Source organism: Azospirillum sp. UENF 112521 (assembly GCF_058780665.1).
This window is the reverse complement of record NZ_JBSNCI010000001.1, coordinates 367,924-394,031: the sequence shown is the minus strand read 5'-3', so window position 1 is coordinate 394,031 and position 26,108 is coordinate 367,924. Positions and strand designations below refer to the sequence as shown.

Sequence of the window (26,108 nt, the reverse complement as noted above, 5' to 3'; positions counted from 1 at the left end):
TGTGCCGGTCCCGTTTTTCATGTCTGCACCGCTGGAAGTGATCCGTCAGAACTGCTTCAGCAGCCGGTCGATGTAGTTGCGTTCCTCCTGCGGGCGCCCGTACTGGCCGGAGCGGCGGCGCAGCTCGTCGAGGATCTCGCGGGCGCGCTGGAGTTCCGACTGCTCGGGGATCTTCACGTCGTTGGAATCCTGCATGCCGTAGCCGGACGGACGGCGTCCGAGCGGGTCGCGGCCCCGGCCCTGGCGCGGCATCTGGCCCTGCTGGCCCATCATCGCCGGCCCGCCCTGGCCCATCATCTGCTGGGCCATCTGCTCGGCCATGCCCTGCATGCCTTGCTGAAGCTGTTCCATCGCCTCGGTCTGCGACGGAACCGCGGCACCGGGGGCGCCCTGCTGCAAGGCCTGGGCGGCGTCGCGCATGGCGCGCTCGGCGCGGCCCAGCGGTTGCGGGATCTCGCCGCCCTGCTGCTCGCCCATGCGCCGCATCAGCTCGCCCAGCTGGCGCCGCAGCGCCTCCTGCTGCTCGGCCTGCTTCTGTATGGTCGGGCTTCCCGAGTTCTGCTGCTGGCCCTGCTGGTTCCGGCGCTGGTTGGGCTGGCGGCCGCGGGGCTGGTCGCCCTGCTGCCCCTGCTGGTCCATCGACTCCTGCGACTGGCGGAAGCTCTGGTCGAGAAGCTGCTGCTGCTGCTGCGCCAGCTTCTGCAACTGCTGCATCATCTCCCAGGACTGGTTCTGCTGCTGGCCGTTCTGCTGGTTCATCTGGGCCATGGCGCCGGAGCGCATGTTCTCCAGCATCTGCTGGAGCTGGGACAGCATCTGGCGGGCGGCGTCGCGCGACCCCGTCTGCGCCATCTCGCGCATGCGGTCGAGCATCTGCTGGAGGTCGCTGCGGTCGGTCATCTTGTCCGCCATCTCCGGCGGGACCATCGGGATCTGCTCGCCGCGCTGCATGGCTTCCAGCATCCGCTGTTCCATGGCGTCCATGAACTTGTCGAGCGCCGCCTGCAGCTCGTCCATCAGGCGGTTCAGCTCCTCGTCGGAGGCGTTCTTGTCCAGAGCCTCGGACAGCCGCTTTTCGGCGTCGCGCAGGTCCTTCTCGGCCAGCGACAGGCCGCCATCCTCAATGCGCAGCGCGGTTTCCCACAGAAGCTGCTGGAGGGCGGGGACGGACTCCGCGCTCTGGTCCAGCATCAGCCGGGCCAGGGCAGTGCGCAGGGACAGGAAGGCGACGATGTCGTTGCCGTAGCTGTCGGGGCGGGCGGAGATCTCCGCCAGCGCGCGGGCGACCTGGACTCGGGACTCCTGCGGGCTGCGGGTCAGGATCTTGCGCTGATTGACGATGGCGCGGGCGACGGGGTGGTTGAAGGTGCGCTCCGGCAGGATGATCGCGGCATCCTCCGAACGGCCGGTCTGGCCGGCGCCGTCTGCTGCGGTCAGCCGCACCGTCACCGGCATGCCGGCCCAGGGATGGGCGGTCAGGTCCTGGAAGGCGGTGCCGCGCGCGTCCTTCGGGCGAACGCCGGGGAGCGACAGCGGGAATTCGAGCACCTGCTCGGTGCCGGGCTTGTCCGGCTTGGGTGCGGCATCCGGCTTCGCCGCGCCGGGAGCAGGGGCGGGCGGCGTCTCCGGGGCGAGGCGGATTTGCGCCTTCACCTCGGTCAGGCCGTAATCGTCGCGGGCGGCATAGTCCAGCTTCAAGGCACCGCGTTCGCCGGCGGCGGGCGGGCTGGCGTGGGCGATGATCGGTGCGCGGTCGGGCACCACCTGGATCGGCCAGGAGCCCAGCGTCCGCCCGCCCTGGGTGACGGCGATGCGGGTGCCGCCGGTCACCGGCTTCTGCACCTGGAAATTGCTGGAGTCCACCGCCTCGAACGGGCCGGTCTGGTCGCCGGCCTCCAGGCTGGGGGTGCCGCTGCCGCCGGTGACGCGGGCGAGCACCAGGCTGCCCTGCGGAATGTGGACCGGCTGGTTCGCGGCAGGTGTGCCGGCGGCAGTCTGCTGGGCTGCCGGCTGGGCTCCTGGCTGGGCGGTGGGCTTCGCGGAGGAGCCGGATTTCAGGAAGACCGGCGGCAGGCCGGTGTAGTCGGGCGGGTTGATCCAGAGGTCCAGCGTCGCCGCCGCGGTGACGGTGCCGCCCGAGAACTGCGGGGTCAGCGCGGCGGCGATCCGCGGGCGCCAGTCGCCCCAGGCGGCGGCTCCGGCGACCACCAGCGTCAGGATCACCAGGGCGCGCAGGGCATAGCGGTCGTGCGACGGCACCTCGGTTCCCGGCCACGCCACGCGCAGGCCGCGCATGGCGGCGCGCGTGCGCTCCTGATGCAGGCGCCACAGCGCCTGTGCGGTCGGGTCATTGCCGGCGGGGCGGTCGCGCAGGGTGTGCAGCGGACGATGGGCAAGGCCGCTGTCCCGCTCCAGCCGGCGGCGGGCCTCATCCTCGACCGGGGCGCGGAAACGCCGGACTCCGACGGTGAGCGACCACAGGAAGGCGGCGGCCATCACCAGCAGGGCCAGCCCATGCAGCCAGCCCGGCAGCAGGATCAGCAGGTTGAGCAGGGCGAGCGCCAGGAAGCCGCCCAGCACCGACAGCGGTGCCCACGATGCCGGCCCCAGCCGTTCCCACAGCAGCGCCGCGCGCGCCTGGGCAAGGCGGAACCGGGGCTCCGTCACGCCGTCCGCCGGGTCCGCGTTCCGGCTCCGCTCGGATCCGGCCCGCTCGATCCCGGGTTCGCCGCGTCGCTCGTTCTGCTTCATGCCGCCCCCTTCGCGCCGTAAGGCAGCCGGTCCGGCGGGTCGCCTGCCGTGGACCGGTGTGCTCGCGCGAACCAATCATATAGGCGTCGCCGGCGGATTTCGCCCGCCGGTTCGCTCACCTCGAAGTCGATGGTACAGCCCATCATCGCGGGATGGCGAAACTATGACGCGCGACGGTCGGCTGAAATTTCGGAGGGTTGGACCCTCAGTCGCCGTCGCCGGCCGGCAGCGGCTTGGTCACGGTGGTGCGGCGCCGGGTCTCGCGGTGCAGGATGTAGAGGCCGCTCGCCATCACCACGGCGGCGCCGGCAGCCATGGTCGCGGTCGGCACCTCGCCCCACATGAACCAGCCGAAGACGACCGCCAGCAGCAGCGAGGTGTAGTTCAGCGGCGCCACCACGGCCGCCGGGGCCAGCGAATAGGCGCGGGTCAGCATCAGCTGGCCGCAGCCGCCGAACAGGCCTGTCACCAGCAGCAGAAGCCAGTCCATCGGGTCCGGCGTGACCCAGGAGAAGGGCAGCGACAGCCCGAGCAGGACGGTGGTCAGCAGGGTGAAGTAGAAGACGATGGTGTCCGGCCGCTCCGTCCGGCTCAGCTGGCGGATGGCGATCATCGCCAGCGCGTTGGTCAGCGCACCGCACAGCGCGATGATGGCGCCCAGGTTCAGCACGTCGCCGCTCGGCCGCACGATGATCAGCACGCCGGCGAAGCCGACCAGAACGGCGCTCCAGCGATGGATGCCGACCTTCTCGCTGAGCAGCGGCACCGACAGGGCGGTGAGGAACAGCGGCGCTGCGAAGTTCAGCGCGATGGCGTCGCCCAGCGGCAGCAGGTGGAAGGACCAGAACATGGCGACCATGGTGGTCAGCCCGATCAGCGACCGCCCCATATGGCCCCAGGGATAGCGCGTGCGCAGCGTGGTGGCGAAGCCGATGCCGAGATGGATCGACAGGCAGACCGGGATCAGTGCGAACAGGCTGCGGAAGAACATCACTTCGGTCACCGGGAAGCGGTCCATCAGGAGCTTCGCCAGGACGTTCATCAGCGAGAAAAACAGCACCGACATCAGCATCGCGGCGATGCCGCGGGGCGTGTTGTCGACGCGCTTGTGCGTGGGGGGAGTGGATCGAGGCGGGGCTGTCACGGTGCGCCGAGCCTACCAAGCGTTGCCGCCCGCGTCACGGTGTCGCGACGCGGGCGGTCATGCCGGTGGGGAATGGCGGTGTTGCGTAAACCCGCTTCGGTTGTCCGTCAGGACTGGGCCTTGAACAGGCCGGAGACCTCCGCCTCGGCGCGCAGCCAGTGCTCCTGCTCGCGGCCCTCGGGACGGCCGTCCTCTTCCCAGATCTGGTAGGCGCGTTCCTGGATCATGCGGTTGCGGTGGCCGCTCAGCAGCCCCTCGGCGATGTTCATGTTCAGGCGGGCGAGCGAGACCAGCTTGGCCGTCTCGATGGCGCCCTGGGTCGCCAGCATGGTGGTGGACACGACATACTGCGCCAGATTGCGCAGGTTGGCCTTCACCTCCGGCTCCACCGGGCAGTCGCTGTTCAGCAGGACCGTCTTGATGGCGATCCACAGCTTCAGGTTCTGGTCCAGCGTGACGGTCACCTTGTCCGGCGAGTCCGACTCCAGAAGGGCGCCGGCCGCCTGCAGCAGGACGATGCTGTCCTGTTCCACCGACGCGAAGTTGGTGCGCAGGATGGTGTCGGCCCAGCTTTCCACCGGAGCCTCGAACACCGGCGCAGCAGAGGCAGCGGCGGGAGCGGTTGCGGGAGCGGCGGAAGAAGCGGTCTTGCGCTTGGTGGCCATGGTGGGTTCCCCAGGGAGCGTTCGGTCCGCGTCCACTTGAGCCAACCATGTTTAAAATGCGGTTAAGACGCTACCGCTGCGCGCGTTTTCACCGCACCGGACGCCGCGGCACGATGTCCCGGCCTTGTCCCGGCCCTGTTCGGGCGGTCATGGGCCGCCGAACGGCAGGCGGTAGTAAAAGCCGAAGACGTTGTTGGTGCCGGCCGCCGGGTCGCCCGCCGCCGCGTCGTTGACGATGCGGCTGTAGCCCAGGCTGAAGCGCGACTTGTTGTCGAACTCATAGCCCAGCTCCAGCTGCGAGCGGAATTCGGTGGTGGGCGCGCCTTCGCGCCGGGCGGTGGGCAGGGTGCCGGCGCCGACGCTGGGGGTGAAGACGAAGGAACCGAGCGGTACGTCGACCAGCACGCCGCCGCTCAGGCCCCCGGAAAGGCCGCCGGAAAGACCGGTCACGGCGCTGCGCGGGGTCAGGCTGCTGCCGGTGGCCGGTCCGATCCAGGGCTGGATGTTGACATAGGGTTCGATCTGCGGGACCAGCGACGATCCGATCCGCACCTTGCTGTTCAGCACGGTGAGGTTGCTTTCCGGCGGTGGCTGCAGGCTGTAGGCGAGGCCGCCCAGCGCCCAGTTGCCGAACCGGCCGTCGGCGTCGATCGACTCCGCCCGCGCAACTCCGCCCCCCGTCAGGGCGAGCCAGAGCAGACTGGCGGCCAGGACGGCCGGCAGGCGGTTCTTCTGGTGGCTGCTGCGCAGGCGTTTCACGGGCACCCCCCTCCCCAGCCCTCTTCACGGCAAATCGGGTCGGACCATGAGGTCCGGCCACTATAACGAAGGGGCGTGGCAACTGACCCATGGAGTATCGGCACTACCCCTAGGATGTCGTCATCGCCATCTGCGTTTCAACCATGAAAGCAGGAGCGCGGCGGGATCATGCTCTGTTATTCTAACGTCATGACCGCGCATCCCGCCGAACCGTCCGCCGGCCGGTGTTCCGCCGCCGGGCAGCAAGAGGAGGTGATCGCCTTTCTCGGCGATCCGCACACCCATGGCGGGCTGGCGGTCGAGCGGATCGACACCCATGCGGCATCGGTGTTCCTGGCGGGGGACCGGGCGCTGAAGCTGAAGCGCGCGGTGCGCTATCCCTATCTCGATTACTCGACTGTCGGGAAGCGCCACGCCGCCTGCGTCGAGGAACTGGCGATCAACCGCCGCACCGCGCCGGCGCTCTACCGCGGCGTGGTCGCCATCCGCCGCGGCGACGATGGCCGGCTTCGGCTGGACGAGAGCGGGGGTGCAGATGGAGCCGTCGATTGGCTGGTGTCGATGGCGCGCTTCCCGGACGAGGCGCTGTTCGACCGCATGGCGGAGCGGCAGGCGCTGACCCCCGTGCTGATGCGCCGCCTGGCCGAGCGGATCGCCGCCTTCCATCGCGATGCCACGCCCCGGCCGGATGGCGGCGGGGTGGAGGCGATGCGGGCGGTGGCCGACGGCAATGTCATGGATCTGCGGGCCGCTCCGGATCTGTTCCCCGCAGCTGTGGTGGACCTGCTGGCGGAGCGCACCGGCGATGCGCTCGACCGGCTGGCGCCGCTGCTGGAGGAGCGGCGGCGGGCGGGGTTCGTCCGTCATGGGCATGGCGACCTGCATCTGCGCAACATCGTCCTGCTGGATGGCGAGCCGACCCTGTTCGACGCCATCGAGTTCGACGAGGCGCTGGCGGTCGCCGACGTCTTCTACGATCTCGCCTTCCTGCTGATGGACCTGGATCACCGCGGACTGCGGCCGTTGGGCAATGCCGTGCTGAACCGCTATCTGGAGGAGACGGGTGATTACGGCGGGCTGGCGGCGCTGCCGCTGTTCCTGTCGCTGCGCGCGGCGGTGCGGGCCAAGGTGTCGGCCGCGGCATTGCGGCTGGAGGGGGCGGCGGACGAGGCTTTGGCCGGGGAGGCGCGGCGCTATCTGGAGCAGGCGCTTGCCGTGCTCGACCCGGCGCCGGCGCGGCTGGTCGCGGTCGGCGGGCTGTCCGGCAGCGGCAAGACGCGGCTGGCCCAGGCGATCGCGCCGGACTTGGGGCCGCCGCCCGGTGCGGTGGTCCTGCGCAGCGACGTGCTGCGCAAGCGGCTGTGCGGGGTGGCCGACGGCGACCGGCTGCCGGCCGAGGGTTATGGCCCGGCGATGACGGAGCGGGTCTATGGCGAGCTTTACCGGCGGGCCGCGGTGGTGCTGGCCGCCGGTCAGGCCGTGGTGGTCGATGCGGTCAGCGCCCGGCCCGACGAGCGCAACCGGATCGCGGAGGTCGCGGCCGGGGCCGGAGTCCGCTTCGACGGCATCTGGCTGGAGGCACCGCTGACGGAGCGGGTGGAGCGTGTGACCAATCGTCGCAACGATGCCTCAGACGCCACCGCCGAGGTGGTGGAACGGCAGGAATCCTACGATCTGGGGAGCATCGGCTGGGCGCGCGTGGATTCTGGCAGGGTTGCGTCGGATGTGCTGGACGACGCCCGTGCAAGCTTGGCCTAATTCCAGGTGAGACAACGCGTTAAGGGCCATATCTCAAAGGTTGGCGGCCTCCGCCCCGGGCCGCGGACCGCAGCGACGACGGGGCAAATGACGGCAAGGGCGAGAATTGCCCGCCACACCGGCGGGTGGGCCGCCGCCGTCCGGGAAGGGCCGCTCGAACCGGTCCGGGAGGAGTCCATGACCTACAAGACCATCCTTGTGCCGCTGTGCGGCAGTGACAACGATCCGGTCGCCCTGAAGGGCGCGGTGGCGGTGGCGCGGGACTTCGACGCCCACCTCGTCGGCCTGTTCGTCCGCCTCGACCCGCGCGACGCCGTGCCGATGCTGGGCGAGGGCATGTCCGGCGCCATGGTGGACGAGATCATGCGCGCGGCGGAGACGGAGTCGAACAACCATCGCGCCGCCGCCCGCCGCCATTTCGACAGCGCGGTCGCCGAAGCCGGGTTCGAGATTCGCGACGTCCCCGGCGGGGTCGAGGCGCCGTCCGCCTCCTGGCGCGAGGTGATCGGCCGGATCGAGGACGTCGTGCCGGCGGAAGGCCGCCTGTCCGACCTGATCGTCTGCGCCCACACCTCCATCGAGGCCGACACGCAGGGCTACACCACCATGGAGACGGCGCTGCTGGGCTCCGCCCGGCCGGTGCTGCTGGTGCCGAAAAACCTGCCGGCGGAGATCGGCCACACCGTCGCCGTCGCTTGGAACGGCAAGACGGAGGCGACGCGCGCCGTCGCCGCGGCTCTGCCCTTCCTGCGCAGCGCCGACCGCACCCATGTGCTGACCGCCGAAACTTCAGTGACGGAAGGCGCGACAGGACGTCGCATTGCCCAATATCTCGCTTGGCAAGGAGTTAACCCGGAGTTAACTGTATTGCATCCGGGATCGGAACCCGTTGGGGAGACGGTCACCAAGAAAGCCGTTGAGCTGGGCGCCGACCTGCTTATCATGGGCGGCTACGGCCACAGCCGGATGCGGGAAATGATCCTGGGCGGTGTCACGCGCTACGTGCTGAACCACGCCGGGCTGCCGGTTCTGATGGCTCACTGATTTTTGCCGGTCTTCGGCCGCGCGGTTTTCCCCGTCGCCCACAGTTGGCGGGGGCCCGTGCGGCTCCGGCATTTGCAGGGATGCCGTGTCAAGCAGGACCGTTTTCCGACCCTGCCAGCAGGGCAGTCCGGCCGTTCCCGGGAGGAACGCGCCATGTTGACGATCAAGGACTGCATCGCGCTGAGCGATCTCACCGAAGCCGAGATCGACGCGATTGCCGAACACGAACATGTTCCGGAGATGGTCGCCGTGGAGATGGGCCATTGCCTTGCCCATTGCCCGGGCGGGGCCGACCGCATCGCCCACATCATCGCCGACGACATCGCGGAGGCCTGCGCCCATGGGCAGGTCGGCCATGCGGTGGATTTGATGCACACTCTGCGCGAATTCGTGGAAACGCACCCGCGCGGGTAAAGGTGTAAGGCGATGGCGAAAGGGACGCGGCCGGGAACAGTCCGGCCGCGACGGGGTTCTATCGGCAACCGTTCACCACGTTCCCAGAACGATTGCCCTCAATTGCCAAGGACCCCGACGATGGCCAGCAAGACCACCGGTACCCAGGCCGACATCTTCGCCCGCATCAAGACCGACCACGACACCATCCGCAGCCTTTTGGACAAGACCGAGAAGGCCAACGGCAGCGGCCGTGCCGTGTTCGAGGAACTGCAGCGCGAGCTGTGGGCCCATTCGAAGGTGGAAGAGGGCGTCTTCTACGCCTCCCTCAAGAAGGTGAAGGAAGCGAAGTCGGAAACCGTCGAGGGGCTGAACGAGCATCACCTCATCAACGGCCTGCTGGATGAGTTGAACGCGATGAAGACCACCGACAGCGGCTGGAAGGAAAAGCTCCAGGTGCTGGGCGAACTGGTCCGCCACCACCTGGACGAGGAGGAGGAGGAGCTGTTCGAGGAGGCCAAGGACGCTCTGGACGACGACCGCGCCGCCGAGCTGGGCAGCGCCTATGCCGAGCGCAAGACCCACATCATGGCCGGTCTGGCGCCGTTGTAAGCCGGTTGGCTCCGCCCTCTCCCACCGGGGAGGGGGCTGAGTCCGTTTGGTTGCCGTCGGCCGGCAAAGGGGCCATATCAGGGGCTTCTTTGATTTGGCCGGCGGTGTCGATGTCCAAGCGTGTCAGCCTCTTGCGAATGCTCCCACGGCGAGGAGAGCGGTTCGGCCGCACCACCGTCGCGGCGGTCTTCCTTGGAGTTTACGCCCTAATGTGCGGTTCGGGGTCGGCTGCACCGGTCCCGCCGGCGAAGGAGCTGGCGCAGAAGACCTGCGGCACGCTGGCAGCGCGCGTCGACGAGGTGTCCGGGCGCGGGCCGCTGTTCCTGCGCAGCTACGACAATTCCTATGCGCCCGGCCCGACCTCGGAGCCGGCACTCTCCAATGCGGCCTTCACCTACGACAATGCGCTGGCGATCATGGCGCTGACCGCTTGCGGCCAGCGCGACAAAGCCCTGCGCATCGGCGAGGCGCTGCTCGACGCCGTGTCGCTCGACCGTGCCGGCTGGAAGGGGCGGCTGCGCAACACCTATCGGGCTGGCGCGCAGAAGCAGCGGCCGATTCCGCCCAACGGCTGGTGGGATGCCGTCGGCAATCATTGGGGCGAGGACCCCTATCAGGTCGGCACCGCCACGGGGAATGTTGCCTGGGCCGGTCTTGCCCTGCTGACTCTGGGCGACGCCACCGGCGAACAGCGCTTCCGCGACGGTGCGGTCGAGTTGGCGCGCTGGGTGGTCGAGCACACCCGCGACCCGCGCGGTCCCGGCGGCTTCAACGGCGGCGTCCAAGGCTTCGACGACGCGCCGCAGCCGCTGACCTGGAAATCGACGGAGCACAACACCGATCTGGTCGCGCTGTTCGCCTGGCTCGGCAAGAGTTCCGGCAAGGGCTCCGGAGACAGTTCGGGCGACGATTTCGCCGGGCCGGAGCGCGAGGCGCGCGCCTTCCTCGACACGCTGTGGACGGCGGGCGGCGACCATTTTCCCATCGGCACCGCGCCGGACGGCGTGACGATCAGCACCTCGACCTCCGGCCTCGATGCGCAGCTCTGGCCGCTGCTGCTGCCGAAGGCGCCGGAGGCATGGCGGGCGGCACTCGCCTATGCGGAGCGCGCCCATGGCGCCGACGGCGGGTTCGACTTCAACGACGACCGCGACGGCATGTGGGTGGAGGGCACGGCGCAGGCGGCACTCGCCTACCGCAGCGTCGGCCGCCGCGGCGATGCCGACCGGCTGTTCGGCGAGATTCTGAAGGAAGTCAGCCCTGGCGGCTATCTCTACGCCACCCGGCCGCAGGTGCTGACCACCGGGCTCGCCATCGGGCCGGACAGCAAGACCGACGATTTCCTCTACTACCGCCGGCCCCATCTGGGTGCCACCGCCTGGGCGGCGCTGGCGGCGCTGGGCTGGAATCCGTTCACGGGGAAAGCGGTGCCGTAACCGTCTATCCGTGGAAATGCTCGTAGAGCTTCCGCGCGATGGTCTCGCTGATGCCGGGGGCGGCCTCCAGATCCTTCAGTCCGGCGGACGCGACGGCGGTGGCGCTGCCGAAATGATGCAGCAGGGCCTTCTTGCGGGCCGGGCCGATGCCGGGGATGCCGTCGATCCGGCTGTGCGAGATCGCCTTCATGCGGCGGGCACGGTGGCTGTCGATGGCGGTGCGGTGGGCTTCGTCGCGCAGCCTTTGCAGGAAATGCAGCACCGGATCGTTGGGCTCCAGGGTCAGCGGCGGCAGGCCGGGACGGAAGAAGCGCTCCCGTCCGGCATTGCGGTCCGGTCCCTTGGCGATGGCGACAAGCGGGATGTCGGTGATCTGAAGCATCGCCAGCTCGTCCTTCACCGCATTCAACTGCCCCAACCCGCCGTCGATCAGGACGAGGTCAGGCCATTGTCCGGAATCCCGGCCAGCCTCGTTGCTGCGGTGGAAGCGGCGGGTGAAGGTCTCGCGCAGCATGGCGTAATCGTTGCCGGCGGCCTCGGGATCACGGATGTAGAAACGGCGGTAGGCATTGCGCTGGAACCCCTCCGGCCCGGCCACCACCATGGCGCCGACCGGGAAGGATCCCTGGATGTGCGAGGTGTCGTAGATTTCGACCCGGCGCGGCGCGTCGGGCAGGCCGAAGACGCGCGCCACCCCCTCCAGCAGCGTCGCCTGGGTGGAGCGCTCTGCCAGCCGGCGGCCCAGCGCGTCACGGGCGTTGGTCTGCGCATGTTCGACCGCGCGGCGCTTGGGTCCGCGTTTCGGACATTCGACGGCGACGTGGCGCCCGGCGGACAGGCTCAGCGCTTCCTCGAGCAGTTCCGCTGACTCGACCGGGTCGCTCAGCAGCAGCAGGCCCGGCGGCGGGGTGTCGGCATAGAGCTGGGCGGCGAAGGCGGCCAGAATGTCGCCCGGCTCCTCCTCGGCATCCACGCGGGGGAAGAAGGCGCGGGTGCCCTGGTTGCGGCCGCCGCGGAAGAAGAAGACCTGGACGCAGGCCGCACCGCCGTCCCGGTGCAGGGCCAGCACGTCGGCATCGCCCAGCGTGTCCTCCAGATTGATGTCCTGGCGGCTTTGCAGTGCGGTCAGGGCGCGGATGCGGTCGCGCCAGCGGGCGGCGTCCTCATATTCCAGCCGGTCGGAACTGTCGAGCATGTGGCGGGCGAACTCCGCCTGCACCTCCGCGCTGCGACCGGACAGCACGTCGCGCACGCCCTGGACCTGGGCGGCGTAGTCCTCTTCGTCGACGCGGCCGACGCAGGGGGCGGAGCAGCGCTTGATCTGGTGTTGCAGGCAGGGCCGGGTGCGCGAGGCGAACACCCCGTCGTCGCAGGTGCGCAGCAAGAAGGCGCGTTGCAGGGCGGCGATGGTCATGCCGACCAGATGCGGCGAGGCGTAGGGGCCGAACAGGTCGGACTCGCGGCGGTTGCCCTTTCCCGAGCTGCCGCGCCGCTCGGCGCTGCCGCGGTGATGCATCAGGCGAGGGAAGTCGTGTCCTTTTCCAATGACGATGTAGGAGAAGGAGCGGTCGTCCTTCACCAGGATGTTGAAGGGCGGCAGCAGGCTGCGGATCAGGTTCGCTTCCAGCAGGAGCGCCTCGGCCTCGGTGTGGGTGGTGACGAACTCCATGGAGCGGGTCAGCGACACCATCCGCCGGGTGCGGCCGGGCAGCCCGTCGGTCCGGGTGTAGCTGGCCACCCGCCGCTTCAGGTTCTTGGCCTTGCCGACATAAAGGACCGACCCGTCGGCCGCCAGCATCCGATAGACGCCGGGCGTGTCCGGAAGGGTCGGCAACTGGGCGCGGATCACGTCCGCTCCGCTGCCGGGCACCCCGTGCATAAGCTCCCTCGTTCCCGCAAAGCTCCGATTCGCCGCTCACTCAATCAGTAGAACGGAACGGGACCAAGAGACAAGAGTCGGACGAGGCTGCCGGGGCCTCATGCTCCGGTGCTTCTTTTGCGCCATTCGGTCGGAGGCATTCCGAAGGCCTTGCGGAATCGGGCGGTGAAATGGTCGGCATTCACGAAGCCGACAAGGAGAGCGATCTCCGCAACCGTCTTGGCGTCATATCTGCGGTCCTCCAGGAACGAACGGGCCCGGGCAAGGCGCATGCCGAGCAACTCCCGCATGAAGCTGTTGCCTGAAACGGTGAACACCGCATGGAGGGTTCGGACGGAAATTCCATGCTCGGCGGCAAAGCTTGTCGGGTTCAATGACGGATCGAACAGGCGGTCGCGCATATCCTGGCGAAGCCTTTCACGCAACGATCGTTGACTGCTGGTCAGGTGATCGATTTCGGGACCGATCGACAGGGCCAGCAGTCCGAGGACATGATCCGCAACGGTGCTGGGAGGGAGGGCAAGATGGTCGATGGTCCGTGGCGTGATCTCCCTCATCATGGATGCCAAAGCCCCGCCCCACCCGGTCGCCGTGGGCATTTCCTTCAGATGCAGGATGTCGGGATTGGGGATGATGGATTTCATGTAAGAAATGTCGAAATAGATCGCAGTGAAAACCAGTTCGCGGTCTGTAACAAAATGATAGGGAATTGAGTTCCCTCCGCAATAAATGCCTCCCCCCTTCCATGTGAGGTCACGGCCACCACAAGACACTTCTGCATTGCCATCCAATGTCATGGCAATGCAGATCGATTCTGAGCTATCCCTCGATATATAATAGGGAGTTCGGTCAACTTCATGAGAACCATTCAGACGAAAATGAGTCAGGGTTCCAAAATTAAATCCCTTGTAATCAACTTCCGCTTCAAACAGGTCGTCGTTTTTATAATTAATTTGCACATTGTAGCACGCGCTACCAACATGATCTGCCCAATATTCTTTTGCTTTATTTTGATTCAATCCTTTCGTGGTTAACTTCCGAAAGTTATCAGCGGTCATTGTCTTCCCCGTAAGCGCCTTTCGAAACTCAAGGGCCTATACAATCTATAAAGCTTTGATGAAAAAATTATGAAACTGACTTTTCTGTTGTTAAAAAATGCAATACCCATACAAAGTTTAACGATAATGAATGCCGCATTGTAAGCATTTTTATATAATTTTGAAATAGAAATTGTGAATCTTGTTGCGGTTTTGGTTTCAAAGCCACACAAGATATAGCCTTGGTGAGGTATCGTCAGTTCTTGGCATGGTGGTAATTCGAGAGAAGTCTCGTATAATCATCGAATTCAAGCGGAAAGGCAAGCAGATAGCCCTGACCGAATTGGCAGCCCGATGCCCGTAGCCAGTCCAATTGACATTGTGTTTCTATGCCCTCGGCAATTACCTTGAGATTAAGGGAATCTCCAAGTGTCACTATGGACCGGATGATCGCTTCATCTTCATATGTCCGGCCTATGCCGGAAATGAAGCTCCTGTCGATTTTGATCTCCGATGGGATGCGATGTTTGACATAGGAAAAGGACGAATATCCAATGCCAAAATCATCGACGGAAATTTTGATTCCGGCCTGTTTCATAGACTCCATTCGTGCCAAAGACACGGGATTGATTTCCAAAAGTGCACGTTCCGTAATTTCAACTATCAAAGAATGATGGGGAATGCCTGCATCCTCGACGCTTTGGACAAGCCCGTCGATGAAACCGGGGATACAGAAAGACAGGGGCGATATGTTGATGCTGATCGGTGGGAAATTGAGCGCGCACGCCTGCCATGCCTGGATCAGCGCAACAATCCGCCTGTAAACAAATCGATCCAGATCGACGATCAGGTTGGTCATTTCGGCAATGGGGATGAATTCGGCTGGCGACACTTCTCCCAGCCGCGGATGTCTCCACCGGACCAAAGCTTCCGTACCGATCAATCGACGACTGTCGTCCAGGGCGTATTGGGGTTGGAACACCATTCTCAGCCATTGGCTGGGGGTGGCGAGGGAATCCCGCAGGGCGTCGGCGATGGCGGTATGCATTTAGGGTCTACCTTGACTTCTTCGTTTTTCAGCGCGCCAGTATCTGCGCCGCATCCCTGGTCTTCAGCAGCGCATTGGCACTTTGACTGATGGCGGCCGAGATCTGGGCAATGTTGCCGGTGATCGTTTCGACGGCGATGGCTGCGCTCTGCATGTTGAAGGACATGTCGCGGGTCACGGCCGTCTGCTCTTCGACGGCGGACGCTGTGACCGATACGTTCTGGCGCACTGCCTCGATGGCGCTTGTGACCCCGTCGAGAGCGCAAACAACGTCATGCGACGTCGATCGGACTCTTTCGATTTCATGTCCGATCTGCTCGGTGGCTTTGGCTGCCTGGCCGGCCAAATTCTTCACCTCGTTGGCCACGACGGCAAAACCCTTGCCGGCTTCACCCGCGCGGGCGGCCTCTATGGTGGCGTTCAGGGCCAGAAGATTGATTTGCGCGGCGATCGATTGGATCAGGCCGAGGATGCTTCCCATATCGTCGGCTGTCTGGGCGAGGCGTTGCGCCGACGTGTCGGCGGAAAGGGTTTGCTCCACGGCGCGATCCGTGGCGGATTGGGATTTGACCATACTGTGTGAGATTTCGCCGATCGATGCAGACAGTTCTTCGGCGCTGGCGGCGACGGTTTGAACGTTGCCGAATGTTTGCCCCGCAGCCGATCCGACGGACAAGGCGAGAGAGTCGGATTGCGAGATTGCGGCTTCGATTTCGGTAAAATTCACATCGATCATTTTGTTGAGATCTGTCAGAAGTTTTATTTGGTCAGTGACATTGGTGGCAAACTTCACGACCTTGAAAGGAATGCCATTCAGGTCATAAATCGGATTATAGCTGGCTTCCAGCCAGATAATTCTATTTCCTTTTCCAATCCGTTTCCATTGTTTTGTTTGAAACTCTCCATTGCGAAGCTTTTCCCAAAAAACTTTGTATTCTGAATTTTCTCTGTGTCCATCTTCAACGAAAATGCTGTGATGCTTTCCTTCGATTTCTTGCAAACTATAACCAACTGTGGATAAAAAATTTTCATTGGCCGTGAGGATCGTTCCATCAAGATTGAATTCGATCACGGCCTGGGATTTTCTGATCGCATTGATCTGTCCAAGAAGATCGGCGTACTGCCGCTTCTGCGCGGTTACGTCCGTCGCATACTTGATCACCTTGCGGGGGGTGCCGTTCTTGCGCAAGACAGGGTTGTAGGACGCTTCAAGCCAGACTTCCCGACCGTCCTTGCCGATGCGTTTGAACTGCGTACGTATGAACTGGCCATTTTTCAACGTATTCCAGAAATCCTGGTATTGGGGGCTATCGCGGAAGGCTTTTTCCACGAACATGCTGTGATGTTTTCCTTTGATTTCTCCGAGGGTGTAGCCGACCGTTTCAAGGAAATTCCCATTGGCGGCCAGAATTGTCCCGTCCATATTGAATTCGATGACGGCTTGCGAGCGATCCAGTGATGCCAGAACCGCTTCGGCGTCACTTTTCTTTGACAACTGAGAAAACATGCGAGGCCCCTTTTGCTTATCGACCGGTAAGGCTTGGTTTTGCTCTCTGCCGGATATTGTGCCTGCGTCCATGGACGCCCTTTGCTGCTTCACTCAACCCTGTCCGTCCGCGTGACATCAAGAGTATGCAGATGCTCGGTCAAGGCGGCTGAGACTGTGCTTCAGGTCCGCCGGAAACAAGACGGTGGTCAGGGTTGGGGCCTGTATTGTGCAATCCCGATGCGGGAGCGGGATTTTCCGATACTACCGCCCTGTATTCTTCTTAGAAACCAGAAATGACTTTTCTGCATGTCTTTTAGTCTTTCCGCCTGACGCCATCGGCACAGCCAGTATGTTCTTCCGAGAAATTGATATTCCAGTCTTTTGGTCCAGAAATCATCCAAATGTATGGTTTCCGCGCTGAAGGAATGTGTTTCATGCACTGGCAAAAAGGGCGCTTTAAAATAGTGCAAAAGAACTATCATATGATGAAGGTATGATTCATTATCCACTAAGTTAAATTCCGTAATTATGTTTTTTACAGCGCTTATTTTATTGCTGATGTGCTTCGAAATTTGTTAATAAGAACTATTCAAAATTATGACGGGTTGGATTGGCGAATCTTCAGCGGCGGGGCCGACGCATGGTGCGTTTCTAAAAGAGGTCTTCGGCCTTCGATTGGGGGAGCAGGATTGCGGTGATATGCGCTCTCAGGATAGCGGAGATTCGCATGTGTCGTGCTCGGCGGCATCGCCGTCCCACTACGCTTCAAATATCAAACAGGCTCTTGAGTGCGCTTCATTGACACTCAAAGAGCATTTTCTGGCCGGAGACCGTGCTTTGAACCGACCCCGATTCCAGGTGACCCGAAGCCACTCTGTCGCACCCTATGGATCGTGAGGCGGCTTATGATATAAATAGCGGATTCAATTCATGAACTTTATTGTTCGCTGGCTGGGTGACCAATTTTTTCAAAAAGGTACTTTCCAGATTTGATATTGCGGACATTTATACTGTATAGGTAGTTTTTTCCTTTTAAGAAGCTGTCTATAAAAAAGGCAATTTCCTTCAAGGAGTATTCCGAAGATTCTTCTGGTTCATCGGATGAAATTACGCACTCTATGTAGTATTCCATGTGGTTTCCGCTCATACACTGAAAAAGTTATTGGCCTTTCAAGGCCATGCAGGTTCCTGTCCATTTTTTGAACAGGATCGATTGTTTCTTTTGAGGATTTACATCCCTGCCTCCATCTGGTGTTCGCAACGTTCATTGCTGCCGATCTCATTGTTGCTGATATGTCAGGGCAAATCATTCAAATGTACGATGTCTGCGCTGACCGGATGTGTTTCGTGCGTTGAGAGAAAGTGGGATGTTGGAAGGCCCGGCAATAGCCGTCTCAAATGAAACCATTCGAGGTTCTGCTTGTATGGAAAACCAGAAGATATGGTTCCGTCCGTTTGTTGCAGGATGTACGGAACCATAGCTTCGAGCTCGGCAATCCGAGCGGCGCCTCTGCCCGGGTGCAATTCTCAGGCGATCCAAACTGGAAGTTCGCTGCGGCGAGCTCCCGGAGGCCGGTCAGCCTCCGAAGACGGTATTCAACTGGGCGCCGACGCGGACGAAGGTGGTGCGCTTGGGCACTTCCTTCAGCCGGGTGGCGCCGATGTAGGTCATCATGCTGCGCACGCCGCCCATGATCTCCTGCATCGTGTTCTCCACCGGGCCGCGATAAGGGACATCCACGGTCTTGCCTTCCGACGCACGGTAGGAGGCGACGCCCCCCGAATATTTGTGCATCGCGGTGTCCGACGACATGCCGTAGAAGGTCATGGCGACAGGCACCCGGTTGCCGTCCCGGTCCTCGTAGCGGATCTCGCCCTCGCACTCGTCATGGCCGGCCAGCATGCCGCCCAGCATGACGAAGTCGGCGCCGGCGCCGTAAGCCTTGGAGATGTCGCCCGGCACGGTGCAGCCGCCGTCGCCGCAAACCTGTCCCTTCAGCCCGTGGGCGGCGTCGGCGCATTCGATGATGGCCGACAGCTGGGGATAGCCGACGCCGGTCATCTTGCGGGTGGTGCAGACCGAACCCGGCCCGATGCCGACCTTGACGATGTCGGCGCCGGCCAGCAGCAGCGCCTCCGTCATATCGCCTGTGACGACGTTGCCGGCCATGATGACGGCCTCCGGATTCTCCTGGCGGAGGCGGGAGATCACCTCGACGAAGCGCTCGGTATAGCCGTTGGCGACGTCCAGGCAGATCTTGCCCACCGGCGCCTTGGCCTTCACCGCCAGGAACTTGTCGTGGTCGGCCTCGGCGATGCCCATCGAGTAGAAGACGTTGGACAGGGTGGCCAATTCAGCCTCGGCCCGGAAGAAGTCGGCCAGCTCGTCAGCCTTGTAATGCTTGTGCAGGGCGGTCATCGCGCCGAAGCGCGACAGCGCACGGGCCATGCCCATGCTGCCGGTGACGTCCATGTTGGCGGCGATCAGCGGGAAGCCGGTCCAGTCGCGCTGGGTGTGCAGGAAGGTGAAGGTCCGGTTGACGTCCACGTCGTTGCGGCTCTGCAGCGTGCTGCGTTTCGGCCGGATCAGCACATCCTTGAAGTCGAGCTTGAGGTCGCTTTCGATGATCACCGCACACCTGCTCATCTCTGTTCGGTGGGCCAACCGCTTTTCACAAGGCCCAACACCACAGAGTGGAGGCGATGATGCGGTTCGGCAAGCGGCGTTGGGGCTGCGGTGAGGGGTGCCGCGTTTGAAGCTGTTTCGCCGAAACGAGGGGTATCCGCCTACTCCTCCGCCTCCTCCCCATCGCCGTTGGCCGCGTCGCTGCCGTCGGCGACATGCACCTGGCAGTCGGCGTTGCTCAGCACCTCCATCAACTCGGCCGGCGGCAGGCGGTCGGTGAACAGCGCGTCGAGCACGCTGACGTCGGCCATGCGGATCATGGCGTTGCGGCCGAACTTGGTGTGGTCGGTGACCAGGAAGACCCGGCGCGAGCTTTCGATGATGGCGCGGGCGACGCGGACCTCCTGCTCGTCGTAATCCAGCAGGTCGCCTTCGCTGTCGATGCCGCTGATGCCGATGATGCCGATGTCCACCTTGTAGCGGCGGATGAACTCCACCGTCGCCTCGCCGATGATGCCGCCGTCGCGCTCGCGCACGAGGCCGCCGGCGATGGACAAGGCGAAGTTCGTGTTCTTGTGCAGGATGGTGGCGACGTTCAGGTTGTTGGTCAGCACCCGCAGCCGCTTGTGGCCGAGCAGGGCCTGGGCCACCGCCTCCGTCGTCGTGCCGATGTTGAGGAACAGCGAGGCGTCCTCCGGCACATGGCGGGCGACCAGTTCGGCGATGCGGCGCTTCTCCTCCGCCATCAGGGTCTGGCGGGTGGAGTAGGCGATGTTCTCCACGCTGGACGGCACGGTGACGCCGCCGCGGAAGCGCCGGACGGCCGACTGGCCGGCCAGATGCTCGATGTCGCGGCGGATGGTCTGCGGCGTGACGTCGAAATGTTCGGCCAGCCATTGGATCTGCACCATGCCTTTGGCATGGACCAGGGCCACGATTTCCTGCTGGCGGCGTTCGGCGTCCAGGCGCGCATCCATCGGTGGGCTGTCTCCGGTCTCGAAAGGGGGGCGCTGAGTGAATCAGATGCGCGCGATGGGTCAAAGCGAAAAGGCGACGGTTCCGGCGCCCGGCTGGAGTTGCGGCACCGTACGCCGGATATTGTTCGTAGCACAAGCATGTTTCTTTACGAAAATGAACGCGCATGCTATGACAGGATCCACGCGGTTCCGATGTCTGGCCGATGCCGTCAGCCCGATCAGGGTTTGCCGCGACTGACGGCTGTCGCCGCCATCCTTCAAACTTGTCGCGACGCTCAACGGTCCGGCCTGCCGACATAAAGATAACGTATAGGAGAGGAATATGACGCAACTGACGCCAGCCGGGGGGCGGCGGGGTGTTCGGCTCGGCATTCAGGGGCGGCTGTTTCTGGCCTTCGGCGGGGTGGCGATGCTCGCCGCCTTCGCCAGCGTGATGGCATGGTGGTCGCTGACCGAGACCGGACGGTCGATGGACCAGATCGGCCGCAGCAGCGTGCCGGCCATCGTCCGCTCGCTCAATCTGGCGAAGGACAGCACCGCGATCGCCGCCGACGCGCCTGCGGTGGCGGCCTCGCGCGATGCGGCGGAACTGACGGAGCGGATGGATGGCCTGACCAGGCGGCTGGCGGCCCTGCGCGACCGCATCGGGGCGATGCGCAGCCAGTCCGGCGGAGGAAATGGCGGGCCGGCCGGCGGTATGGAGGCCGGCGGCATGGCCGCGGATGCGGATGCGGTCGCCAAGCTGCTGGAGCGCATGGGGGCGGCACTCGACACGCTGGGCAAGCGCACCGCCGAACGGCTGGCGATGGAGGAGAAGCTCAACACGCTGGTTGCCGACGCGGTGATGGCGCACGAGGACTTCACCGATCTGGTGGCGCCGCTGCTGGAGGTGTCGACCCTGTCGGTCAACAATGTGGTGGGCGATCTGGCCGCCGCGCAGGCGGTCGAAACCGCAACCGGGCTGGGCCGCCGGCTGGCGCAGGAGGAACTGCCGGTCATCACCCAGCTGATGAACGTGCAGGCCAACGGCAACCTCGCCTTCGGCATGATCGCCGCCGCCTCCAGCGTGCCGCATGGGGCGACGCTGAACAACATCCGGTCGAAGTACAATTGGGCGCTGCTGCGCGTCGACAACGCCATCGGCGCCTTGCCGAAGGACAACCAGGACCGGCCGTCGCTGGTCAAGGCGCGCGATGGGCTCGCCGCTTTCGGCGGCGGCGCCGGCAGCGTCTTCCGCCTGCGCGACGAGCAGGCGCGCATCACCGCCGACATCGAAAGCGCGCTGGCCGAGACGGTGCGGCTGACCGCCGACCTGAACGGCACCATCGATGCGGTGGTCGCGCACCAGCAGGAGCGCACCGATGCCGATGTGACGCGGACCGAAACGGCGATTTCCGGTGCGGTCGCGGTGCAGGGCGGGGCTGCGGCGGTCGTGGTGCTGTCGAGCCTGCTGACCGCCTGGTTCTATGTCCGCAACCGGCTGACCCGGCGGCTGATGCGGGTGATCGACGCCATGCGCGCCGTGGCCGGCGGCGATCTGGCCGTCGACGCCGCGGTCGGCGGGCGCGATGAGATCGCCGAGATGGCGGGGATCGTCGGCGTCTTCCGCGACAAGAGTGCCGAGATCGCCCGCTTGCAGGAGGACCAGGACGCGATGAAGCAGGCGGCCGACGCCGAGCGGTCGCGCACCATCCAGTCGATCACCGCGAGCATCGAGGCCAGCGTGAAGGAGGCGTCCCGTCACATCAGCACCGCATCGGCCGATATGCGCGAGGCTTCGGAGGGGATGTCCACCACCGCCGAGCAGACCTGCCGCCGGATGACCGACGTGCGGTCGGCGGTCGCCGACACCGCGACGAACGTGCAGACGGTGGCCGCCACCGCCAGCCAGCTTTCCGCCTCCATCGGCGAGATCACGCGGCGGGTCGGCGATTCCAGCCAGATCGCCCGCAGTGCCGTGGCGGAGGCGCGCAGCACCAACGACCTGATGGTTGAACTCGCGGCCGCCGCGCAGAAGATCGGCGACGTGGTCGGCATGATCAACGCCATCGCCGGACAAACCAACCTGCTGGCCCTGAACGCCACCATCGAGGCGGCACGGGCGGGCGAGGCCGGGCGCGGCTTCGCCGTGGTGGCGGAGGAGGTGCGCAGCCTTGCCGGCCAGACCGCCAAGGCGACGGAGGAGATCGCCCAGCAGGTCCAGGCGGTGCGCACGACGGCGCAGGGAGCGGTGTCGGCCATCGACGACATCGGCCGCACCATCAGCCGCATCGACGAGATCACCGCGATGGTCGCCGCCGCGGTCGAGGAGCAGTCCGCCGCCACCGACGAAATCGCGCGCAGCATCAACCACGCCTCCGACGCGGTGCAGAGCATCGCCGACACGGTGGTTTCGGTTGACGATGCGGTGAACCGCACCGGCAGCGCCGCCGCCCAGGTGGTGGACGCCACCCGCGCGCTTTCGCAACGGTCCGAAAGCCTGAGCGAGGATATCGACCGCCTGCTGGGCCGCATCCGCGCGGCGTGAGCCTGGTGCGGGGAGGGGAGCCGGATCAGCCTTATTTCCGATAGGAAAGACGCTCGATCCGGCGTAGCCTCAGAAACATGGTCCGCTGAACAAACATTTTCCTTTTCAAACGCGAACGAACATTCTATGTTCCGAAACGAAAGCGGCCGGGTTCGAGAAGGAACCGCCGCGGTACGGAGAGGAACCCATGGCAAACAAGTCCGCGGTTACCGACCTTCTGATCGTCGGCGGCGGCGTCAACGGGGCGGGCATCGCCCGCGACGCGGTCGGGCGCGGGATGTCGGTGGTGCTGTGCGAACAGGGCGACCTTGCGTGCGCCACCTCGTCGGCCAGCACCAAGCTGATTCACGGCGGCCTGCGCTATCTCGAATATTACGAATTCCGTCTGGTGCGCGAGGCGCTGCAGGAGCGCGAGGTGCTGCTGCGCGCTGCGCCGCACATCATCTGGCCGCTGCGCTTCGTCCTGCCGCACGACAGCAGCATGCGCCCGGCCTGGATGGTCCGCATCGGCCTGTTCCTTTACGATCATCTGGGAAAGCGCAAGCTGCTGCCGGGCTCGCACGGTGTCGACCTGACCAGTGCGCCGGCGGGAAAGCCGCTGGCGGGCGGCTTCACCAAGGCGTTTGAATATTCCGATTGCTGGGTCGAGGACAGCCGGCTGGTCGTGCTGAACGCGATGGACGCGCGGGCCCGCGGTGCGGAGATCCTGACCCGCACCCGTTGCGAGAAGGCCGAACGGAAGGGCGGCCTGTGGGAAGCGACGCTGGTCGACACCTACACCGGAGCCACCCGCACCGTCCGTGCCCGTGCGCTGGTCAATGCCGCCGGCCCCTGGGTGCGCGAGATGATCGCCAAGCGCACCGGCGTCACCGTCGACAAGTCGGTCCGTCTGGTCAAGGGCAGCCACATCGTCGTGCCGAAGATGTTCGACGGCGACCATGCCTACATCTTCCAGAACGATGACCGGCGCATCGTCTTCGCCATCCCGTACGAGCGCGATTTCACCCTGATCGGCACCACCGACCTCGATTATTCGGGCGACCCCGGCTTGGTGGCGATCTCCCCTGAGGAAATCGCCTACATGTGCCGGGCGGTGTCGCGCTACTTCGCCAAGCCGGTGCGCGAGAGCGACGTGGTGTGGACCTACAGCGGCGTCCGGCCGCTGTTCGACGATGCCAGCGGCAACGCCTCGGCCGTCACCCGCGACTATGTGCTGGAGATGGACGAGCCGGCCGGCGACGCGCCGATGCTGTCGATCTTCGGCGGCAAGATCACCACCTTCCGCCGGCTGGCGGAGGAGGCGACGGAAAAGCTCGGCAAGGCGCTGGGCAAGGGCGGCATCACCTGGACCGCCGACGTGGCGCTTCCCGGCGGCGACATCGCCAACGCCGATTTCGCCGGCTTCCTGGCGGGGCTGAAGCGCAGCCGGCCCTGGCTGCCCGATGCGCTGGCCCTGCGGCTGGCGCGCGCCTACGGCACGCGGGTCGAGCGGCTGCTGGGCGACGCCAAGGGGCTGGACGATCTGGGCATCGATTTCGGGGGCGGCGTCTTTGAGGCCGAACTCGACTATGCCGCGCGGGAGGAGTTCGCCATGACCGGCGACGACTTCCTGTGGCGGCGCTCCAAACTTGGGCTGCACCTGGACGCGAATGTCCGGGAGGCCATCGGCGGCTGGTTCGACCGGCGCCGCGAAGCAACGGCCAACAGGGGTACGGGCGGCGATACCGCCACCCTGCGGTCGATGGGAGGAACGCGGTGACACTCACACTGGAAGGCGTGGCGAAGCGCGTCGGCGCCGAGCAGCATCTCCACCCGCTGTCGCTGGAGCTGCAACCCGGCAGCTTCAACGTGCTGCTGGGGCGGACGCTGGCCGGCAAGACGACGCTGATGCGGCTGATGGCCGGGCTGGATGCGCCGACCGCCGGGCGCGTGCTGGAGAACGGCAAGGACGTGACCGGCACATCGGTGCGCCATCGCGACGTGGCGATGGTCTATCAGCAGTTCATCAATTATCCGGCGATGACGGTCTTCGAGAACATCGCCTCGCCGCTGCGCCGCCAGGGCAAGGACAAGGCGGAGATCGACGCCAAGGTGCGGCGGACCGCCGCCATGCTGCGGATCACGCCGTATCTCGACCGGCTGCCGGCCGAACTGTCGGGCGGCCAGCAGCAGCGCTGCGCCATCGCGCGGGCCCTGGTGAAGGGGGCCGGCCTGCTTCTGCTCGACGAGCCGCTGGTCAACCTCGACTACAAGCTGCGCGAGGAGCTGCGCGCCGAACTGCGCGAGATCTTCGCCGACGGCAAGACCACCGTTGTTTACGCCACCACCGAACCGCAGGAGGCGCTGATCCTCGGCGGCAACGTCACGGTGCTGCATGAGGGGCGGATGTTGCAGACCGGGGCGACCGGCGAGGTGTTCCACACGCCGGCCTCGCTGGAATGCGCCCAGGTGTTCAGCGACCCGCCGATGAATGTGGTGGACGCGATCCTGACCAACGACCGCGTGGCGCTGTCGGACGGAACAAGCCTGCCGCTGTCCGCCCACGACCGCAACCTGCCGGCCGGTCCCTGCAAGGTCGGCATCCGCGCCAACCACCTGACGGTGCTGCGGCGGAACGAGCGGCTGGTGCCGGTCAAGGGAAAGGTCGCCCTGTCGGAGATCAGCGGGTCGGAGACCTTCGTCCATCTGCGCCACGGCGACAGCACGCTGATCGCGCGGGAGGAGGGGGTGCACAGCCACCCGATCGGCAGCGACATCCAGGTCTATGCCGATCCCGACCGCATCTTCGTCTTCTCCGCAGCCGGGCAGCTGGTGGCGGCACCCAACTGGCGGCGCGGCGCGCTGCGCAACATCGCTTAAGGGGGCGGGAGCGATGGCGACCATCCAATTCGACAATCTCGGCCACTCCTATCACCCGCACCCCAGCAAGCCCGAGGACTACGCGCTCCGCCGCCTGTCGCAGGAGTGGGAGGACGGCAAGGCCTATGCGCTGCTGGGGCCGTCCGGCTGCGGCAAGTCCACGCTGCTGAACATCATCTCCGGCCTGCTGGTGCCCAGCGAGGGGCGGGTGCTGTTCGATGGGCTGGACGTGACCCGCTGCACGCCTGAAGAGCGCAACATCGCCCAGGTGTTCCAGTTCCCGGTCATCTACGACACCATGACGGTGTACGAGAATCTCGCCTTCCCGCTGCGCAACCGCAAGGTTCCGGCGGCGGACGTCGACCGCCGCGTGCGGCAGGTGGCCGAGGCGCTGGATCTGACCGCCGATCTGAAGAAGCGCGCCCAGCGGCTGACGCCGGACGCCAAGCAGAAGATTTCCATGGGCCGCGGTCTGGTGCGGTCGGACGTGGCGGCCATCCTGTTCGACGAGCCGCTGACCGTCATCGACCCGCACACCAAATGGATCCTGCGCCGCAAGCTGCGCCAGATCCATGAGGAATACCGCCTGACCATGATCTACGTGACCCACGACCAGGTGGAGGCGCTGACCTTCGCCGACAAGGTCGCGGTGATGTACGAAGGCGCCATGGTCCAGCTCGGCACCCCGCAGGAGCTGTTCGAGAACCCCGAGCACACCTTCGTCGGCTATTTCATCGGCAGCCCCGGCATCAACCTGATGCCCTGCACGCTGGGCAGCGACCATGCGCTGGTCGACGGCATCGCCATTCCGCTGCCCGACCGCGCCGTGTCGTCGGCCGGCGGCCGGGTGGGCGGCAAGTTCGAACTGGGCATCCGGCCGGAATTCCTGGAGCTGACCCGCAGCGGCAATGCCGGCGCCATCCCGGTGCAGGTCACCGGTGTGGACGATCTCGGCACCTCCAAGCTGGCGACGGTGCGGTTGAACAATCACACCTTGAAGGTTCGGCTGAGCGAGGAACAGGAGATCCCGGCGCTGGACGCCGCCATACGTTTCCCCACCCGGTGGACCAAGCTCTACCGCGACAGCCATCTGATCGGTTGAGG

At 65.1% G+C, this 26,108-nt stretch carries 19 protein-coding genes; 9 read left to right on the top strand and 10 right to left on the bottom strand.

Going from position 1 to position 26,108, the window contains the following annotated elements; all coding sequences use genetic code 11:
• Positions 1–45: 45 nt before the first annotated feature.
• The 4 genes from ACWPN8_RS01705 to ACWPN8_RS01690 all read right to left on the bottom strand — a co-directional run bounded on the left by ACWPN8_RS01705 (position 46) and on the right by ACWPN8_RS01690 (position 5,319).
• On the bottom strand, positions 46–2,667 hold the full coding sequence (locus tag ACWPN8_RS01705) for a TIGR02302 family protein (protein WP_492239693.1): 2,622 nt from the start codon (positions 2,665–2,667) through the stop codon (positions 46–48).
• A 289-nt stretch (positions 2,668–2,956) separates the two neighbouring features.
• Positions 2,957–3,895 carry a DMT family transporter gene (locus ACWPN8_RS01700; protein ID WP_492239692.1) on the bottom strand — a complete coding sequence of 313 codons (939 nt, stop codon included), beginning with the start codon at positions 3,893–3,895 and terminating at the stop codon, positions 2,957–2,959.
• Between the two features lie 107 nt (positions 3,896–4,002).
• On the bottom strand, positions 4,003–4,560 hold the full coding sequence (locus ACWPN8_RS01695) for a DUF2934 domain-containing protein (protein ID WP_109448358.1): 558 nt from the start codon (positions 4,558–4,560) through the stop codon (positions 4,003–4,005).
• Between the two features lie 147 nt (positions 4,561–4,707).
• Complete coding sequence (locus tag ACWPN8_RS01690; protein ID WP_247873092.1) at positions 4,708–5,319, bottom strand: hypothetical protein; 612 nt, start codon at positions 5,317–5,319, stop codon at positions 4,708–4,710.
• 168 nt (positions 5,320–5,487) lie between these two features.
• Between ACWPN8_RS01690 and ACWPN8_RS01685 the strand changes: the two genes are divergently transcribed.
• From ACWPN8_RS01685 to ACWPN8_RS01665, 5 genes are all read left to right on the top strand, one after another.
• Positions 5,488–7,077 carry a bifunctional aminoglycoside phosphotransferase/ATP-binding protein gene (locus tag ACWPN8_RS01685; RefSeq protein ID WP_492239691.1) on the top strand — a complete coding sequence of 530 codons (1,590 nt, stop codon included), beginning with the start codon at positions 5,488–5,490 and terminating at the stop codon, positions 7,075–7,077.
• A gap of 177 nt (positions 7,078–7,254) precedes the next feature.
• Positions 7,255–8,121, top strand: coding sequence for a universal stress protein (locus ACWPN8_RS01680; protein WP_492239690.1), 867 nt, complete (start codon positions 7,255–7,257; stop codon positions 8,119–8,121).
• A 153-nt stretch (positions 8,122–8,274) separates the two neighbouring features.
• A complete protein-coding gene (locus ACWPN8_RS01675) occupies positions 8,275–8,535 on the top strand; it encodes a hypothetical protein (protein ID WP_492239689.1) in 261 nt (86 codons plus the stop codon).
• 120 nt (positions 8,536–8,655) lie between these two features.
• A complete protein-coding gene (locus ACWPN8_RS01670; RefSeq protein ID WP_109448366.1) occupies positions 8,656–9,126 on the top strand; it encodes a hemerythrin domain-containing protein in 471 nt (156 codons plus the stop codon).
• Between the two features lie 209 nt (positions 9,127–9,335).
• Positions 9,336–10,562 (top strand): hypothetical protein, encoded by a 1,227-nt coding sequence (locus ACWPN8_RS01665; protein WP_492239688.1) that lies wholly within the window; start codon positions 9,336–9,338, stop codon positions 10,560–10,562.
• A gap of 4 nt (positions 10,563–10,566) precedes the next feature.
• On the opposite strand, the gene uvrC is transcribed toward ACWPN8_RS01665, so the two are convergent.
• The 6 genes from uvrC to ACWPN8_RS01635 all read right to left on the bottom strand — a co-directional run bounded on the left by uvrC (position 10,567) and on the right by ACWPN8_RS01635 (position 19,618).
• Entirely contained in the window at positions 10,567–12,441 is a 1,875-nt protein-coding gene (gene uvrC, locus ACWPN8_RS01660) for an excinuclease ABC subunit UvrC (RefSeq protein WP_109448368.1), read from the bottom strand.
• 98 nt (positions 12,442–12,539) lie between these two features.
• Positions 12,540–13,499: an AraC family transcriptional regulator gene (locus tag ACWPN8_RS01655; RefSeq protein WP_492239687.1), complete on the bottom strand. Its 960-nt coding sequence runs from the start codon at positions 13,497–13,499 to the stop codon at positions 12,540–12,542.
• A 235-nt stretch (positions 13,500–13,734) separates the two neighbouring features.
• The gene (locus tag ACWPN8_RS01650) at positions 13,735–14,526 is read right to left on the bottom strand and encodes an EAL domain-containing protein (protein WP_492239686.1); all 792 of its coding nucleotides are present in this window, start codon (positions 14,524–14,526) and stop codon (positions 13,735–13,737) included.
• A gap of 28 nt (positions 14,527–14,554) precedes the next feature.
• Positions 14,555–16,105: a methyl-accepting chemotaxis protein gene (locus ACWPN8_RS01645; protein ID WP_492239685.1), complete on the bottom strand. Its 1,551-nt coding sequence runs from the start codon at positions 16,103–16,105 to the stop codon at positions 14,555–14,557.
• A 1,486-nt stretch (positions 16,106–17,591) separates the two neighbouring features.
• Entirely contained in the window at positions 17,592–18,647 is a 1,056-nt protein-coding gene (locus ACWPN8_RS01640; RefSeq protein ID WP_492239684.1) for a GMP reductase, read from the bottom strand.
• 155 nt (positions 18,648–18,802) lie between these two features.
• Entirely contained in the window at positions 18,803–19,618 is an 816-nt protein-coding gene (locus tag ACWPN8_RS01635; protein ID WP_109448376.1) for a DeoR family transcriptional regulator, read from the bottom strand.
• Positions 19,619–19,940: 322 nt separating this feature from the next.
• On the opposite strand from ACWPN8_RS01635, the gene ACWPN8_RS01630 reads away from it, so the two are divergent.
• The 4 genes from ACWPN8_RS01630 (at position 19,941) to ACWPN8_RS01615 (ending at position 26,106) form a co-directional block, all read left to right on the top strand.
• Positions 19,941–22,145 carry a methyl-accepting chemotaxis protein gene (locus tag ACWPN8_RS01630; RefSeq protein ID WP_492239683.1) on the top strand — a complete coding sequence of 735 codons (2,205 nt, stop codon included), beginning with the start codon at positions 19,941–19,943 and terminating at the stop codon, positions 22,143–22,145.
• A gap of 187 nt (positions 22,146–22,332) precedes the next feature.
• Positions 22,333–23,904 (top strand): glycerol-3-phosphate dehydrogenase, encoded by a 1,572-nt coding sequence (gene glpD / locus ACWPN8_RS01625; RefSeq protein ID WP_492239682.1) that lies wholly within the window; start codon positions 22,333–22,335, stop codon positions 23,902–23,904.
• A complete protein-coding gene (locus ACWPN8_RS01620; RefSeq protein ID WP_109448382.1) occupies positions 23,901–25,004 on the top strand; it encodes an ABC transporter ATP-binding protein in 1,104 nt (367 codons plus the stop codon). Before glpD ends, ACWPN8_RS01620 begins: the two co-directional genes overlap by 4 nt.
• A 13-nt stretch (positions 25,005–25,017) precedes the next feature.
• Positions 25,018–26,106: an ABC transporter ATP-binding protein gene (locus ACWPN8_RS01615; RefSeq protein WP_492239681.1), complete on the top strand. Its 1,089-nt coding sequence runs from the start codon at positions 25,018–25,020 to the stop codon at positions 26,104–26,106.
• Positions 26,107–26,108 lie beyond the last annotated feature (2 nt).